The 15,235-nt window shown below is 69.8% G+C and carries 13 protein-coding genes; 4 read left to right on the top strand and 9 right to left on the bottom strand.

The window, feature by feature from the left end; all coding sequences use genetic code 11:
- Positions 1-155: 155 nt before the first annotated feature.
- From G4D86_RS27335 to G4D86_RS27295, 9 genes are all read right to left on the bottom strand, one after another.
- Positions 156-554: a helix-turn-helix domain-containing protein gene (locus tag G4D86_RS27335; RefSeq protein WP_240360495.1), complete on the bottom strand. Its 399-nt coding sequence runs from the start codon at positions 552-554 to the stop codon at positions 156-158.
- Between the two features lie 12 nt (positions 555-566).
- Positions 567-3,245 carry an LPS-assembly protein LptD gene (locus tag G4D86_RS27330; RefSeq protein ID WP_163996971.1) on the bottom strand — a complete coding sequence of 893 codons (2,679 nt, stop codon included), beginning with the start codon at positions 3,243-3,245 and terminating at the stop codon, positions 567-569.
- A gap of 47 nt (positions 3,246-3,292) precedes the next feature.
- A complete protein-coding gene (locus G4D86_RS27325) occupies positions 3,293-4,795 on the bottom strand; it encodes an AMIN domain-containing protein (RefSeq protein WP_163996970.1) in 1,503 nt (500 codons plus the stop codon).
- A 100-nt stretch (positions 4,796-4,895) separates the two neighbouring features.
- Complete coding sequence (locus tag G4D86_RS27320) at positions 4,896-6,170, bottom strand: alpha/beta hydrolase (protein ID WP_163996969.1); 1,275 nt, start codon at positions 6,168-6,170, stop codon at positions 4,896-4,898.
- Between the two features lie 39 nt (positions 6,171-6,209).
- Positions 6,210-7,487, bottom strand: coding sequence for a bifunctional folylpolyglutamate synthase/dihydrofolate synthase (locus G4D86_RS27315; protein WP_205519756.1), 1,278 nt, complete (start codon positions 7,485-7,487; stop codon positions 6,210-6,212).
- A 33-nt stretch (positions 7,488-7,520) separates the two neighbouring features.
- On the bottom strand, positions 7,521-8,378 hold the full coding sequence (accD, locus tag G4D86_RS27310; RefSeq protein WP_163996968.1) for an acetyl-CoA carboxylase, carboxyltransferase subunit beta: 858 nt from the start codon (positions 8,376-8,378) through the stop codon (positions 7,521-7,523).
- A gap of 72 nt (positions 8,379-8,450) precedes the next feature.
- The gene (locus G4D86_RS27305) at positions 8,451-9,206 is read right to left on the bottom strand and encodes an MBL fold metallo-hydrolase (RefSeq protein ID WP_163996967.1); all 756 of its coding nucleotides are present in this window, start codon (positions 9,204-9,206) and stop codon (positions 8,451-8,453) included.
- A 1-nt stretch (position 9,207) separates the two neighbouring features.
- Entirely contained in the window at positions 9,208-9,858 is a 651-nt protein-coding gene (locus G4D86_RS27300) for a Crp/Fnr family transcriptional regulator (protein WP_163997050.1), read from the bottom strand.
- A gap of 79 nt (positions 9,859-9,937) precedes the next feature.
- Positions 9,938-12,304: a CHASE2 domain-containing protein gene (locus G4D86_RS27295; protein ID WP_163996966.1), complete on the bottom strand. Its 2,367-nt coding sequence runs from the start codon at positions 12,302-12,304 to the stop codon at positions 9,938-9,940.
- A gap of 84 nt (positions 12,305-12,388) precedes the next feature.
- Between G4D86_RS27295 and purM the strand changes: the two genes are divergently transcribed.
- The 4 genes from purM (at position 12,389) to G4D86_RS27275 (ending at position 15,223) form a co-directional block, all read left to right on the top strand.
- Positions 12,389-13,426, top strand: coding sequence for a phosphoribosylformylglycinamidine cyclo-ligase (purM, locus tag G4D86_RS27290; RefSeq protein WP_163996965.1), 1,038 nt, complete (start codon positions 12,389-12,391; stop codon positions 13,424-13,426).
- On the top strand, positions 13,423-14,091 hold the full coding sequence (gene purN / locus G4D86_RS27285) for a phosphoribosylglycinamide formyltransferase (protein ID WP_163996964.1): 669 nt from the start codon (positions 13,423-13,425) through the stop codon (positions 14,089-14,091). Before purM ends, purN begins: the two co-directional genes overlap by 4 nt.
- Entirely contained in the window at positions 14,088-14,579 is a 492-nt protein-coding gene (locus G4D86_RS27280) for a 2-thiouracil desulfurase family protein (protein WP_163996963.1), read from the top strand. Before purN ends, G4D86_RS27280 begins: the two co-directional genes overlap by 4 nt.
- A 230-nt stretch (positions 14,580-14,809) precedes the next feature.
- Entirely contained in the window at positions 14,810-15,223 is a 414-nt protein-coding gene (locus tag G4D86_RS27275; RefSeq protein WP_163996962.1) for a hypothetical protein, read from the top strand.
- Positions 15,224-15,235 lie beyond the last annotated feature (12 nt).

The following is a 15,235-nucleotide window of genomic DNA, read 5'->3' as shown; positions in this document are numbered from 1 at the left end:
GGAAACTCCTTGAAGATGATGGAGGAAGCACGCTGTACGAATGCGTCGCACAGCGAATCCCCTGCATCTTCCCGGGCGACCTGCCGTCCAGTCAAGGACAGGACAGGAAGACCGGAGTCCCATTGTGAGCCGGGCCTGGCCTCAGTGGGGGGATGTCAGGCGGCGGAACCGCTGAACATCACCCGCGCGACCCCGAGCAGGCGGTCCACGTCCCGGGCCGTGAGGCCGCGGGCGCGCGCGAAGTCAGACAGGGGACGCAGCAGGTCCTCCGTCTGAGCAAGGGTCTGTTCCGTTCCAGTAAAGAGCTCACCGAGGCTCACGCCCAACGCGTTGGCCAGGGCGGCCAGCGTCTCCACGTGGGGGACACGCTCACCGCGCTCGATCATGGAAAGGAAGGAGACGCTGATCTGGGCCCGCTCCGCGAGCTCTTCCTGCGTCCACCGCTCCGGTCGCTGCGTGCGAAGCTCGCGGATGCGTTGTCCAATTCGTTTTCCGAGGTCCGACACGAAATTACATCTCCTGGCTGATTCGAGGTTGGTGGAACCACCACGCACGGCGGGTGATTCCTAGCCGCCGGAACCGAAGGACCCGAACCCTGCGACGCTGAGATTGATGCCGCCGAATTCCGGCGTCGAATCCCGGCGCAGGATCATCACCCCTTCAAGCCGCCAGCAGTCACACGCAGGCCCGTACGAGAGGCCGAGAGTCTGCTGGTACAGGGGTTTTGACTCTTTTGAGGTTGAATCTTCGTACAACGGCTGCACGTAGGCTTCGTACCGCACTCCCAGCCCAAATCCGAGCTTCAAACGCGTACCCGCAATGAGGGTCTGAACCCGTTCGGCCGGAGGGAGACCGGGCGCTTCGAACGATGCGCTGCCTACCAGGGTGTCCAGGCGCCGCCGTACGGCATCCGGCCCGACGGCGAGTGGATCAGCACCCGCGTCAATGGCGGCGCCCGAGGAGGCGAGGTAGTCGTCGAACCGGGCGTACAGGCCAGCGCCCTTCCCGTTGTCGATGTTGAAGTCCGCGCTGAGCTGGGTGATGCGGCCCGTGTTCGGGTCCATGCGAATCTGCCCTCCCGCGGTGATGACACCCGCCCCGGCGCTCAGGCGCGCGAAGGTGTCCCGCAGCAGGGGTCCCTTCTCATCCGGGTTGGCGGGGTTTGAGCCCTGCCGGGTCAGGTCGAACCCCTGTCCGATTCGCAGGCGCACGGGCTCCTGCATGTTCGCGCCCCGCTTGAAGCGCAGGGACTGGTCCACGGCGAGCACGGCATGCAGGAAGCCGCGCGTCCGCCCGTCCGGATGCAGGGGGGCCGCAGCGTCCACTTCGTCATAGAGCTGAGGCGGGCCGTCCTTCGAGCCCCCCACCGTGGGCACGCGCCCCCACCCGCCGGGGACGTAGCGCACCTCCAGCGAGGGGGTGATGGCGTGCCGGTACTTCGCGTCCGCCCGGCCCGACCAGGTGGTGGCGACCTGCGAGTCCACCAGCAGGCCGGCAATGGGGTAGCCGCGCTGGAAGGTCCGTCCGGAGACCTCCCCGGCCCAGAAGTCCTGCCGGAGCCCCAGCGAGGGCGTCACCCGCGCGTAGTTTCCCAGGCCGAAGGAGGTGGACAGCCGGGGAGAGAAGTCCACGCGGTCCCTGGCCTCCCGGTCGGCCGAGTCGTAGACGCCGTTGGACTGGAAGGTGTCCTGCGGCAGCGGCAGCGTGCCGGCTTCCGGGGAGTACCACGGGGGGATGTACGTGGCGGACGGGCGGAAGACGCCGTCGACGCCCTCGTCCCCGTACCCGTTCAGCACCGGGGAGAGGCGCGAGTACTCCACCCTCAGCCCCGCGGTGAGGCCCCCCAAGAGCGACAGCGGGCGCTCGGGCAGGGCCACGGTGATGCCGGGCAGGCGCTGGAAGCTGATGGGCGCGGGCCGGTCCGGCTCGGCCGGGTCCAGGACGGCCGGCACGTGGTTGTCCTGGAAGTAGCGATAGGGCCAGCGGATGTCCTGACGCAGCGACACGTCCATGCCGGCGTAGAAGTCATCCTCGCGTTTGTAGAGCGCGGCGGTGCTGCGCAGGTACTGGAACTCGCGCGCGAGGATGTCCGCGGTGAGGTCCCGGGTGTACTTGCCGTCGGAGACGATGGACGCGTCCACCCGGTCGAACCAGTTGTTGCCCAGCTCCTGCGTGTGTTGCCAGGACGCCTCTCCGCGCAGGCCGCGCGCTTCATCCACCACCAGCAACGGCACCGGGGCCGAGGGCGGGTAGCGGAAGAAGTCATAGGTCATGGGGTCCACGCGGGGACGGGAGTCGTAGAGCAGCCCCAGGGTGACGCGGCCCCGCGCGCGCTCGCTGGGGACGTAGCGGAACTCCGTGAGGAGGCGGGGCCCCTTGACGCCGAAGAGGCCCGGTTCCTTGTAGGTGATGTCGTCCTCCTTGTCCTCGTTGCCGCGTGTATCCACCCGCTCCACGTCCCCGCCGCCGGTGAAGTACCCGGGGGTGAAGGTGACGTCGTAGCTGCGGCCCAGGGTGAAGAAGACGGGCTGCTCCAGCGCGAAGCCATTCTGGCTGGAGGAGCTGGGCTTGGGGATGAGCAGGCCCGAGCGCCGCTCCGCCAGCGGCAGGTAGAGCCAGGGCAGCGCGAAGACGGGGACCGAGCGCACGTACACCACGGGCCAGGTCAGCGTGGCGCGCTCGCCGAGGACGACGTTGGCGGCGCTGGCCTCCACGCGCCAGCTGGGCTCGCCGGGCCCGCACTCGCACGGGGTGAAGGCCAGGTCGTCGACGACGAAGGAGTTGGGCCCGGTGCGGCGGATGCGCGTGCCGCTGATGATGACGGGCGTCTCCCCCATGGCGCGCAGCTCCTGCGGCGTCTTCGCCGAGAGCATGGCCTCCAGGGTGACGCCCCGCTTCTGCATGAAGAGGCCGCCCTGGAGGTTGGCCTCGAAGGAGCGGATGTCCACGCGCACGGAGTCCGCCACCGCGGCCATGCCGCCGGGGCCCACGAACATGACGTTGCCGGAGGCGGTGGCCACCTGGCCGGCCTCGTCGTACGTCACCTCGTCGGCGCGCAGCAGCATGTCCCCGGTGCGCAGCTCACAGTGGCCGCGCGCGGTGAGGACCTGCTTGTCGGCCTCGTAGGCGACGAAGTCCGCCGCCAGCTCCACCGTCTCGCCGGTGGGCAGCTGCACCTGCGTGGCGAGCGGAATCTGCGCCGACGACACGAGCAGCGCGGCAGCGAGCGGGACGAGGATGCTCATTCAGGGGTGCAGGGTATGCCGCGCCCGGGCCGCGCGGCGTGCCCTTTTCAGCGCCCCGTGCGCTGGAAGTCCAACGAAATGACATTGCCTTCCTGGCGAGCCTGGAAGGGCACCTGCTCCCGCAGGTTGATGGTGACGCGCACCGCGCGGCCGGACGAGTCCGCCTCCACCCGAGTGACGGGGGAGCTGAAGAAGGACGTGTCCAGCGGGCGGGTGTTGTTGCTCAGGTCGATGCGGGTGTTCTCCAGCTCCACCACCACCGAGCGGCCATCCTCGCTCGCCGTGTAGCGCACCGGCTCATTGGTGCGGATGAACACGCGGGACGCGCCGGACTGCTGCTGGAAGCCGACCAGCGTCATCGTCTTGCGGCGCGAGGACACCTCCGCCGAGGCGTCGGAGCCGCTGGAGACCTCGCGGCGGGTGCGCTCGCGCGGCTCCGCCATGGCGAGCTTCTCCTGCTTGGTGCTCTCGCGGGAGGCGCGGGCCTGCTCCTGGCGCTGGCGGCGCTCCTCGGCGGCGGCCTCCTGCTCGGCGCGGCGCTCGTCCGCGGCGGCCTGGGCCGCAGCCTGGCGCTCCTCGGCGGCGGCCTGTGCCTGACGCTTCTTCTCGTCGGCGGCGGCCTGCGCGGCGGCGCGGCGCTCCTCGTCCGTGCTCTTCGCGGCGGACCGGGCCTCCTCCTGCTGGCGCTTCTTCTCGTCGGCGGCGGCCTGCGCGGCGGCGCGGCGCTCCTCCTCGGCGGTCTTCGCGGAGGCGCGGGCCTCCTCTTCCTGGCGCTTCTTCTCGTCGGCGGCGGCCTGGGCGGAGGCGCGGGTCGCCTCCTCCTGGCGCTTCTTCTCGTCGGCGGCGGCCTGGGCGGAGGCGCGGGTCTCCTCTTCCTGGCGCTGGGCCGCGGCGCGGGCCTCTTCCTGACGCTTCTTCTCCGCGTCGGCGTCCGCCTGGGCGCGGGCGGTGGCCTCGGCGGCGGCCTTCTCCTGCGCCTGGCGGTCGGCGGCAGCCGCGGCGGCGGCCTGGGCCGTGGCCTTCTCCTGGGCCTGACGCTCGGTCTCCGCTGCGGCGGCGGCCTGGGCGGCGGTGCCATCTCCGGCGGGCTTCGTGGCGGGCTCGGCGGCGCCGGACGGCTGGGCGTCCGGAGTCTCCGCGGGCGCCTGCGCGACGGCCTGGCCTCCTCCGCCCGCCACCTTCACGATGAGCTGGTTGCCGTTGGCCTGGATGTCCGTCTCCACCTCGCGCTCGTAGCCGATGAGCACGCGGGCGATGGCGGACGCGTCCGAGCCGTAGCTGGCCGTGCGGATGCCCGTCACGGTGCCATTGCCCACCTGGACCTCCTCCGGGACGCCGGAGAAGACGGCCTCGGAGATGTCGATGACGAGCCGCGGCGGGTCCGTCATGGTGAAGGTGGTGAAGTTGGGCTTCTTCGTGCCGGAGATGGACACGGTGCCGCCATTCACCTGCACGGCGGTGATGGTGTTCACGTCCGCCGCCGGAGCTTGCGCGAGCGCCATCACTGGCACGAGCACGACACCGAGCAGCCACACCGCAGAGGCCTTCATCGCCCACTCCCGTTCACGTTGACAGAGCACGAGGATGCTAGCACGCGTCCCCTTCCCTCCAACTTTCCGTCCGGGCGGTGCGTCGGCCCCACGGAGCCCGCTACTTCCGCAGGCGCGGGAGGCTGGGCGCGCGGCTGCGATGCGTCCGGGCGTACTCGATGAGGTTCTTGATGTCGTAGCAGATCTGCCGGATGTCGTGGCCCATCGTCAGCTCGATGTGGCTGTTTCCCTTCACCGGCCGCCAGAGGAGGTACTCGCTCTTCGCCGCGCGGTACACGCTCCGGGTGGACTCCAGCGAGGCGAGCGGGTCCAGGTCTCCGAAGATGATGGCCATGGGCACTTCGATGCGGCCGAAGCCGCGCTTGAAGTCGAAGCCCGTCCGATAGCAGACCATTTCGCCGCGGCGAATCCACCGCGCGAACTGCTCCAGCACCTTGCGCGGCTCGCGCTCGCCGCCCTCGCGCAAGAGCCAGCGGATGTCATCCGCGCTCACCCGCTCCGGGTTGATGAGCCGGTTCAGCCGGGTGGTCAGCTGCTGGTAGAGGGGCGAGTCCTCCGCCTTGCCGAGCTGCCGCTCCACGAACTTGAGGATGAGGTCCACCGGCATCGCGTTGAAGCGCAGCTGCCGCCGCTCCTCCGGCTGCAGCTTGCGGCCCAGCCCCGCGTGCAGGGCCCCCACCCCTCGTGCCAGGAGCCTGCGGCCGGCGCCTTCCACCTTCCCGCTCACGTTCAGCCCGGCGAGCGTCAGGTCAATCATGCCACCCAGGAGCGGTGTGCCGTGCGCCAGCAGGCGCAGCAGCATGAAGCCCCGGCCCAGGTCCGCCGGAGAGCCGATGGTCATCAGCCCTTCGAAGTCGTTGTGGATGCCGGCGTAGCCGTAGCCCAGCATGCCGCCCATCGAGTGGCCGCAGTAGAAGATGCGCTCGCGGCGGGTGATGCGCTTCACCCCGGAGACGGCTGCCGGCAGGTCGTAGAGGAAGTAGCTGTCGATGTCCCAGCCGTAGTCCAGGTCCGGAGGCAGGGGGCGCTTGAAGCGCTCGGCGCGCTCCCGCTGGAAGGCGATGGAGCTCTTGCCGTGGCCGCGCAGCTCCAGGATGTGGATGTCCACCCCGAAGAAGAGCAGGTTCTTCACGAACTGGCCGCTCGTCCACGTGTGCCGGTTCTGCGAGAAGCCGTGCACCAGCAGCAGCGGCTCACCGAACAGCGGTTGCGGGAAGGGCTGCTTCACCGGACGGTAGCGGGTGATGACCAGCGACCAGCCGTCCGCCGTCTCCACGACGTACTTCGTCTTCGAGTAAAGCGCCCGGAAGTCGACTTCGTCGATGGTGGGGAAGTGCGGCCCTGGGGTCGCGGCTCTCCAGTCCGGCAGGCGCATGCCTTGAATCTACGGCCGCTGATGCATCGCGCCAAGGTTTCAGACCAGGCGAGCCTTCACCATGCCCACCAAAAACAGTGAGCCTGTGCAGAGCACGACGTCCCCCTGCCCTGCCTTCCGTCGCGCGGCGGCGAGCGCCGAGTCCAGATCAGACCAGGCAGCCACGTCCGCGCAGAGCGCGCGGGCCTCGTCCACGTAGGCCGCGGGAGCCAGCGAGCGCGGTGTATCAAGCGGCGTGAGCTGAACCGAAGTACACCGGGGAAACAGCGCCCGGATCATCGGGCCACGGTCCTTGTCCCCCACCACGCCGAACACGAGGTGGATGCGGCGGTCCGGATACAGCACGCGCAGCGAGGCGAGCAGCACCTCCACCCCCGCCGGGTTGTGGGCGCCGTCGAGCAGGACGGGAGGCTGCCCGGCCACCTCCTCCAGGCGCCCCGGCCAGCGCGCCGAGGCCACCCCCGCCCGCGCGGCCTCCAGGGGAACGGCCACGCCGTGCGCGTGGAGGGCTTCCAGGCAGGCGAGCGCCACCGCGGCGTTCTGCCGTTGGTGGGGGCCGCGCAGGGACACCGCCAGCCCCTCCAGCGACCAGGAGGGCCCCCGGTAGGACAGGGTTCCATCCGGGTGCGGCTCGCCCACGAAGTCCCGCCCCTCCACCCACAGGGGGACGCCGAGCGACCCGGCCTTGCGGACAATCGCCTCCAGGGCCTCCGGTTCCTGCCGGGACACGACGCAGGGCACGCCGGGCTTGAGGATGCCGGCCTTCTCCCCGGCAATGGCCGCGAGCGTGTGGCCCAGGTACTCCATGTGGTCGAAGGACACGGGCGTAATCGCCGTCACCACCGGGCTTGCGGCGGTGGTGGCATCCAGCCGGCCGCCGAGCCCCGTCTCCAGCACGGCCACGTCCACGCCCACCCGGGCGAAGTGCCAGAGGGCCACCACGGTGCCGAACTCGAAGTACGTCATCGGGTCGGTGACGGCGGACGGGTAGCGCTCCAGCACCTCGAGGATGGCGCGCCCGAAGTCCTCGTCGGTGATGTCCGCGCCGTCCACGCGGATGCGCTCGTTGACGCGCACCAGGTGCGGGGACGTGTAGAGGCCCACGTGGTGGCCCGCGGCCTGGAGCGCGGCGGCGGTGAAGGCGCAGGTGCTGCCCTTGCCGTTGGTGCCCGCCACGTGCAGCGCCGGGTAGCGCCGCTCCGGGTGGCCCAGCGCCTCCAGCGCCTCGCGCACGCGCTCCAGCCCCAGCTTGATGCCGGAGGGGTTGAGCTTCGTGAAGAAGGCCAGCGCCTCCTGTGGCGTCCGCGGGGCGCTCATGCCGGTGGAAGCGGTGGAAGCCCTTGGGCGCGCTCAGCCCAGCAGGCCGAGAATCGTCCCCAGCTTCGTGCGCAGCTCCTTGCGGTGGACGATGCTGTCGATCATCCCGTGCTCCAGCAGGAACTCCGAGCGCTGGAAGCCCTCGGGCAGCTTCTGGCGGATGGTCTGCTCGATGACGCGCGGGCCGGCGAAGCCGATGAGGGCCTTGGGCTCGGCGAGCATGACGTCACCCAGCCACGAGAAGGACGCGGCGACGCCGCCGGTGGTGGGGTTGAGCAGCACGGAGACGTACGGCCGCGTGCCGGTGCGGAAGCGGGCAATGGCCGCGGACGTCTTCGCCATCTGCATGAGGGAGAAGATGCCCTCCTGCATGCGCGCGCCGCCAGACGCGGAGAAGATGATGGCGGAGCACTTCAGCTCGTGCGCCCGCTCGAAGACGCGCGCCACCTTCTCGCCCACCACCGAGCCCATGGAGCCGCCCATGAACTCGAAGACGAAGCAGCCCACGGAGACCTGGTGGCCCTCGATGCGGCCCATGCCGGAGACGAACGCGTCCGGCTCGCCCAGGCTCTTGCGCGTGGACTTGATGCGGTCCTTGTACTTCTTCGTGTCGCTGAACCCGAGCGGGTCCTGCGGCTCCAGCTCCTTGTCGAACTCCTCGAAGCTGTCCGGATCCAGGAGCGCGGCCAAGCGGGCGCGGGCCGGCCAGTAGTGATGGTGCTCGCAGTGCGGGCACACCATCCAGTTCTTCTCCAGGTCCTGCCGATAGAGGATTTCGTCGCAGGTCTCGCACTTCGCCCACAGCCCTTCCATGCGGGACGGGCGGGACTCGGTTGGCTGCTCGGCTTCGGAGGGGGTGGAGATGCGGGGCTTCTTGGAGAACCAGGCCATGACGAGGCGGGGTTAATCCCGCCTGCCCCCAGCCGTCAACCGTTCCGTGTGGCGCGACGCGTTGACGGCCCGCTACAGCTCGAAGGTGTCGCCGAGCTCGAGCACGTCCACCGGCAGCGTCGCCAGCTCCTTCTTGAGCTGCGCCACGAAGGCGGGCTTCAGGTGGTAGAGCATCACCGAGGCCCCGTTGCGGCGGAACTTCTTCAGCTCCTGCTCCAGCGTGTAGGGCGTCAGGTGGCCGGAGATGTCCGCGAGCGACTGGAGCTTGTTGGGGAAGGACGTCTCCAACAGCAGCGCCTTGAGGTTCTCCGTCTTGTTGAGCGCCTTCCAGAGCTTGTCGGTGGGCCCGGTGTCGCCGCTCATGGCGAGGGTGCTCTTGCCGTTGGAGATGATGAAGCCGCAGGACTCCACCGGGTGGCTCACAGGCACGCTGCGCACGTGGTAGGGGCCCACCTGGAAGCTGCTGCCCGCGCGGAAGGACTTGAGCTGGAGGACGGGATTGGCGCGCGTGGGGATGCGCGTGAAGTCCGGCCACAGCGCGTTGTTGAACATGTTGTCGCGCAGCGCCTTGGTGCACTCGCGCGAGGCGTGGATGGTGACCGGCTTGTCCCTGCGGCCGATGACCAGGTCCGCCATCAGCGGCAGATCCTTCACGTGGTCGAAGTGGCTGTGGCCCACGAGGATGTGGTCCACGCGGCACAGCTCCTCGAGCGTGAGCGAGCCCGTCAGCGCACCCGCGTCGAGCGCGAGCACGTCATCGACGAGGAAGCACGTGCTCTTGCACGTGGGCAGCTCGCCGCCGTGGCACCCGAGGACTCGCAGCTTCACGCTAGAGGTCTCCGAACTTCCACTTCATCTCCAGGTATTGGAGGTAGTCGTGGAGTCTGGCCGTGTCATACACGGTCAGTCTGTCTTGGCCGCGCTCGATGAGCCCGGCCCGCTCCAGCTTGTCCAGCATGCTCCGCACCGCGGGCTCACCCACGCCGAGCTGGCGGGGCATCTCGCGCACCATGAAGTCGATCTCCACGCCCTCGTCCATCTGGCGGCCGCGCGTCAGGGCGGCCTGGAGGATCTGATGCACCACGCGGCTGGCGGGGTCGTGGTGGAGCAGGTTCTCGATCTGCGCGTCGGCCTCGGAGAGGCGCTCGGCCAGCTTCTTGATCATCCGGACGGCGATTTCAGCGTTGCCGCGGATCATCCCCTCGAACGTCTTGGGGTCGATGACCAGCAGTCGCGCGTCGTCCTGGACCATGGCGGACGCGTTGCGGGGCTTGTTGGAGATGATGGCCATCTCCCCGAAGAACTCGCCGGGGCCGAGCACCGCGAGAACCTTCTCCACGTCGCGCACGCGCTTGGAGATGGACACCCTGCCCGCCTGGATGACGTACATTTCCTTCCCGGTCTCTCCCTCACGGAAGAGCTCGGTACCTTTGGGGAATTCCTTCCCGAAGCGTTGAAAGAGTGTTTCCTCGGCGCCCATCCTGCGAGGAGTCAATCAGCCCCCACCCCCCCGGTCAAATATCCTTGCTGTGCGCCGCGTGTGGGACAGCGCGTACGACCTATTTGGTCGTGGCGGTGAAGACGCCGTCCCAGTCCGGTCCCGGGGGCAACATGCGGAACGCGGCGGCGGCCTCCGCGTAGCGGAGCGAGGGGACATCTTCCGGCCAGAGCTCGAGCGTGCGGCGGAAGAGGACCTGCGCGGTCTCCCAGTCGCGGGAGATGAAGCGGTCCACGCCCTCTTCGAAGAGGCGGATGGCCTCCGCGTCCGTGCCGGTGGCGCGGCCCATGGCGCGCAGCTCGTAGAGGGCCCCGGGCTCCTGCTTGCCCTTCACGCGCACGGCGCCGAGGCGGCGGGCGATGACGTGCTCCTTCACCTGGAGATACGTGCCCTCGGAGATGAGGACGCGCGTGCCGTACTCCTTGTTGAGCCCCTCCAGGCGCGAGGCGAGATTCACGGCGTCGCCCATGACGGTGTAGTTGAAGCGCGACTCGGTGCCCATGTGGCCCACGTTCATCGGGCCGGTGTTGATGCCCACGCCGATGTCGACTTCGGGCAGGCCGGCGGCGCGCCAGCGGACCTTGAGTTCCTGGAGCTTGTCGAGGAAGCCCAGCGCCGCGCGGCAGGCGCGCAGCGCATGGTCCGGTTGATCCACCGGCGCACCCCAGAAACACATGATGGCGTCGCCGATGTACTTGTCGAGCGTGCCCCCGTGCGCGAACACCACGCCCGTCATCGGCGTGAGGTACTGGTTGATGAAGGTGACCAGCCCCTCGGGCGACATGCGCTCGGACAACGGGGTGAAGCCGCGGATGTCGGAGAAGAGGACGGTGAGCTCCTTGCGCTCGCCGCCCAGCTTGAGGCGCTCGGGGTGCTCCAGCACCTGCTCCATCACGCTGGCGTCCAGGTAGTGCTGGAAGGTGTGGCGCAGGCGAGACTTCTCCTGGTCCACGGTGCGGTAGCCCAGAAAGAGCACGCCGAACGAGGACGTGAAGAGCGACAGCATGGGCACCACGGTGGCCACCTGGATGCCCCGGACGAAGAGGACCTGGTCCACGGTGAGCCACGCGGCGGCCAAGAGCGCCACCGTGCCCAGCTTCCATGTGTAGCGCACGCGCGGCAGCAGCCGGGCCAGCAGCACCGCGGCGCCCACCATGAAGAGCAGCTCCAGGCTGATGAGCCCCTCGGGCCGCGTGAGGTAGTCCTCGGAGAGGATGTTGGAGAGGAACGCAGCGTGGGCGTAGACGCCGGGCTCGAACTCCTTGAAGGGCGTGACGCGCTGGTCGTAGTTGCCCAGCAGGGTGATGCCCACCAGCACCGCCCTGCCCTTCACCCGCTTCTTCAAGGCCTCGGAATCGAACTTTTCCTTCAGCACGTCCGCGATGCTCAGCCGGTCGAAGGCGATACCGGGGCCGGGGTAGTTGATGAGCGTGAAGGGCTCCGCCAGGGGGATGGGCACGAAGCGCTGCACGCCCCCGGCCGAGCGCAGGCGGGCCCCGGCGAGGTGGCCCGAGTCCGGGTCGAACACCGGCTCCACCTCCGCGTTCAAGGCCGCCGCCGCGGTCTGCACGCTGAGGGACGGCAGGAAGCCACCGGGCTCCTCCAGCTTCGCGAACACGGGCAGCCGGCGGAGGATGCCGTCCGGGTCCATGGCCGCGCTGAAGTGTCCGAGCCGTCGGCTCGCCCGGGCCAGCTCCGGCAGCGGGAGCTGGGCGGAGCGGTTGCGCCAGCCGGGCACGCTGGCGGCCTCCACCTCGAAGAAGGCGCCGGGCGCCGTCCCTGGGAAGCGGCGCAGGAGGTGGGGCTCCAGCAGCGCGGCCCACTCGGCCTCGCGCGGGGCGAACTGCTCGCGCTCCTTGTCGGTGTAGACCATGACGCCCTGGACCACGCCGGGAGAGCCGGCGAGGACGGCGGCCAGGGACTCGTCGCGGGACGACGCGCCCCGGGCGGACAGCTCGGCCCGGTAGCCTTCGAGCTTGGGGGCCAGCTCCGGCGACTCCGCCAGGGTGCGGTCGAGGGCGCTCAGGGCCTGCGCCCAGACGCGGGTGTCCTCCTCGCGGGCCTCGTCGGTGAAGATGATGTCCAGGCCCACGGCGGCGGCGCCCGCGTCCTGGAGCCGGGCCACGGCGAGCGCCACGGTGTCCCGGGGCCATGGCCAGCGCCCGTGGGCCTGCGCGCTCGTCTCGTCCACCTCCACCACGAGCACCTTGTCGGAAGGGGTGCGCGTGCCTCGCAGGAGGAACTGGAGGTCGGTGGCCTTGCCCTCCAGCAGGTGGATGCCCCGGATGAGCAGCGGGGCGTCTTCATCACTTCCCGCCGCGAGCCCCACGACAGGCGTGCGCTCCACCCACACGTGGAGGGCGCAGGAGGCGGCGGCGAGCGCCAGGGCGAGCAGCTCGAAGCGGCGGCGCGAGAGGAAGGAGGTCATCCCGGAGGGCATCGTAGCCTCAAAGACGACACCCCCGCTTCGAGGCCCGAGACACCGGCGCCCCGGCCGGGTAGAAGGCCGCCCGTGGGAACGACCTACAAGCAGTCCGGAGTAGACATCGAGGCCGGCGACGCGTTCGTCGAGCGAATCAAACCCTATGCCGCGCGCACCATGCGCCCCGAGGTGGTGGCCGGGGTGGGTGGCTTCGGTGGCCTGTTCGCCCTGCCGCCAGGCAAGTACAAGGAGCCGGTGCTGGTGGCCGGCACGGACGGGGTGGGCACCAAGCTGAAGGTGGCCTTCTCCGCGGGGCGCCACGGCACGGTGGGCATCGACCTCGTCGCCATGTCGGTGAACGACATCCTCACCTGCGGCGCCGAGCCCCTGTTCTTCCTCGACTACTTCGCCACCGGCCGCCTGGAGGTGGACGCGGCCGCCGAGGTGGTGAAGGGCATTGCCCAGGGCTGCGAGCAGGCCGGGTGCACGCTCTTGGGCGGCGAGACGGCGGAGATGCCGGGCTTCTACGCGCGGGGCGAGTACGACCTGGCGGGCTTCTGCGTCGGCGTGGTGGAGCGCTCGGCCATCATCGACGGCAAGAGCGTGAAGCCCGGTGACGCGCTCATCGGCCTCACCTCCTCCGGCCTGCACAGCAACGGCTACTCGCTGGCGCGCAAGGTGCTGCTGGACGACGCGAAGCTGTCCCTGGACTCGACGCCCGAGGGACTCGACAGGCCGCTCGGCGACGCGCTGCTGGAGCCCACGCGCATCTACGTGAAGGACGCGCTGGCGCTGCTGCAGGCGGTGAAGGTGAAGGGCATGGCCCACATCACCGGCAGCGGCATTCCGGGCAACCTGCCCCGGTGCCTGCCGGATGGCACGCGCGCGGTGCTGAGCGAGAAGGCGTGGACGAAGCCGCCCATCTTCGACCTCATCGCGAAGCGCGGCGCAGTGGCCCGGGACGAGATGTTCAACACGTTCAACATGGGCCTGGGCCTCATCGTCGTGGTGGCGAAGGAGGACGTGGCGCAGGCGCTGAGCGTGCTGAAGGCGCGCGGCGTGGAGGCCACCGAGGTGGGCCGCGTGGAGGCCGGTGAGGGCGAGGCCACGGCGGTCATCGAGCCATGAGCGCCCCGCGGGCGCGGCTGGGAGTCCTCGTCAGCGGCAGCGGGAGCAACCTGCAGGCGTTGCTGGACGCGTGCGCGCAGGAGGGCTTCCCGGCCGAGGTGGCCTGCGTGGTGTCCAACGTGCCCACCGCCTTCGCGCTGGAGCGGGCGCGCAAGGCCGGCGTGCCCGCGGTGGTCGTGGACCACAAGGCGCACGCGTCGAAGGCGGACTTCGAGAAGGCGCTGCTCGCGGCGCTGCGAGACGCGGGCGTGGAGTGGGTGTGCCTGGCGGGGTTCATGCGCCTCTTGAGCGCGGACTTCCTGGGCCACTACGCGGGGCGGGTGCTGAACATCCACCCTTCCCTGCTGCCGTCCTTCCCCGGGCTGCATGCGCAGCGGCAGGCGCTGGAGCGCGGCGTGAAGATCGCCGGCTGCACCGTGCACTTCGTGGACGCGGGCACGGACACCGGCCCCATCATCGCGCAGGCCGCCGTGCCGGTGCTGCCGGAGGATGACGAGAAGAGTCTGAGCGCGCGCATCCTCACCGAGGAGCACCGGCTCTATCCGCTGGCCGTGGGGCTGGCGGTGACGGGCAAGGTGGCGCTGGACGGGGCGCGCACCCGCGTGGATGCACAGACCACGGTGGGAGAGTCGTCGCTGCGCAGCCCGGGAGCGCCCCGGTCATGACGGAGGCCGTGTCGCGTGAGGAGCGCGTCGCCGCGCTGCGCGAGGCCCGCGTGGTGCTGGTGAGCGCGTGCCTGATTGGCGAGGCCTGCCGCTTCGACGGGCGCTCCAAGCGCTCGGAGCGGGTGCTGGCGGCCCTGGAGGACAAGGAAATCGTCCCGGTATGCCCGGAGGTGGGCGGGGGGCTGCCGATACCGCGTGCTCCGGTGGAGTTGAGCGGCGGCACGGGCGTGGACGTCTGGGCGGGCCGCGCGCGGGCGCTGGAGCGCGAGGCCGGCGTGGACCGGACGGACGCCTTCCTGCGCGGCGCGCGGCTGGCGCTGGAGGCGGCGCGGAAGTTCGGCGCGACGGTGGCCCTGCTGAAGGAGAAGAGCCCTTCGTGCGGTACCCAACGCGTGTACGAGGCCGGAGTCCTGCGCGACGGTGAAGGCATCACCGCCGCACTGCTGCGCTCCGAAGGAATCACCGTCCTCAGCGACGAAGACCTCTGATTCCCCACAGCCCGCGGGCGGCCGCGACGTCCACTCCCGGACGGCGCCCCCTCCTTCCACTCCATTGACAGACATCCTCCCGACGGCTCGGCCGTCAGGGCCCCACCGTTCTCACAATCCGAGACATTCCCAGACACCGAGCAGGGTGGACTCCTTGCTTCGTTCCTGAATCACAGACAGGCTTCAACACTACAGCCCGGCGCAATAGGGCTCGCCGTGGGGAGCCGTAAATGATTGATTTCAGATACGACCCGGTGAACGACATCGTCATCGCGATTGTTCAATGGACGCTGTCCACCCGGGAGGACGTGCTCGCCTGGCACCAGGAATGGAAACGTGGGCTGAGACAATTCACACTCGAACACAAACCAGACGTGGTCATCGTGCTCGATGACTTTCATGTCCGGGACGAGGCTCTGTCCCTCTGGGGTGAGTACCGGGCCGACTTGAACAACCATTACATGCGCATCACCTACCGGGTCCGGGCGGACACGGCCGTGCGCGTCACCATCATCACCAGCGGCGTGCGCTTCAATGCCCCGACGGCCGAGGCCCCCAGCGTGGAAGAGGCCGTCGAGTGCATCCAGACCATCCGCCGCCGCGTGCAGCTCTCGCAGCGACGGGTCATGGCCTCCCTGGGCTGAGGGCCCGACGCA

This window comes from Pyxidicoccus caerfyrddinensis (genome assembly GCF_010894405.1).
GTDB lineage: Bacteria > Myxococcota > Myxococcia > Myxococcales > Myxococcaceae > Myxococcus > Myxococcus caerfyrddinensis.
Note: the sequence above shows the minus strand (reverse complement) of the source record. Positions and strands in the feature narration are given on the sequence as shown.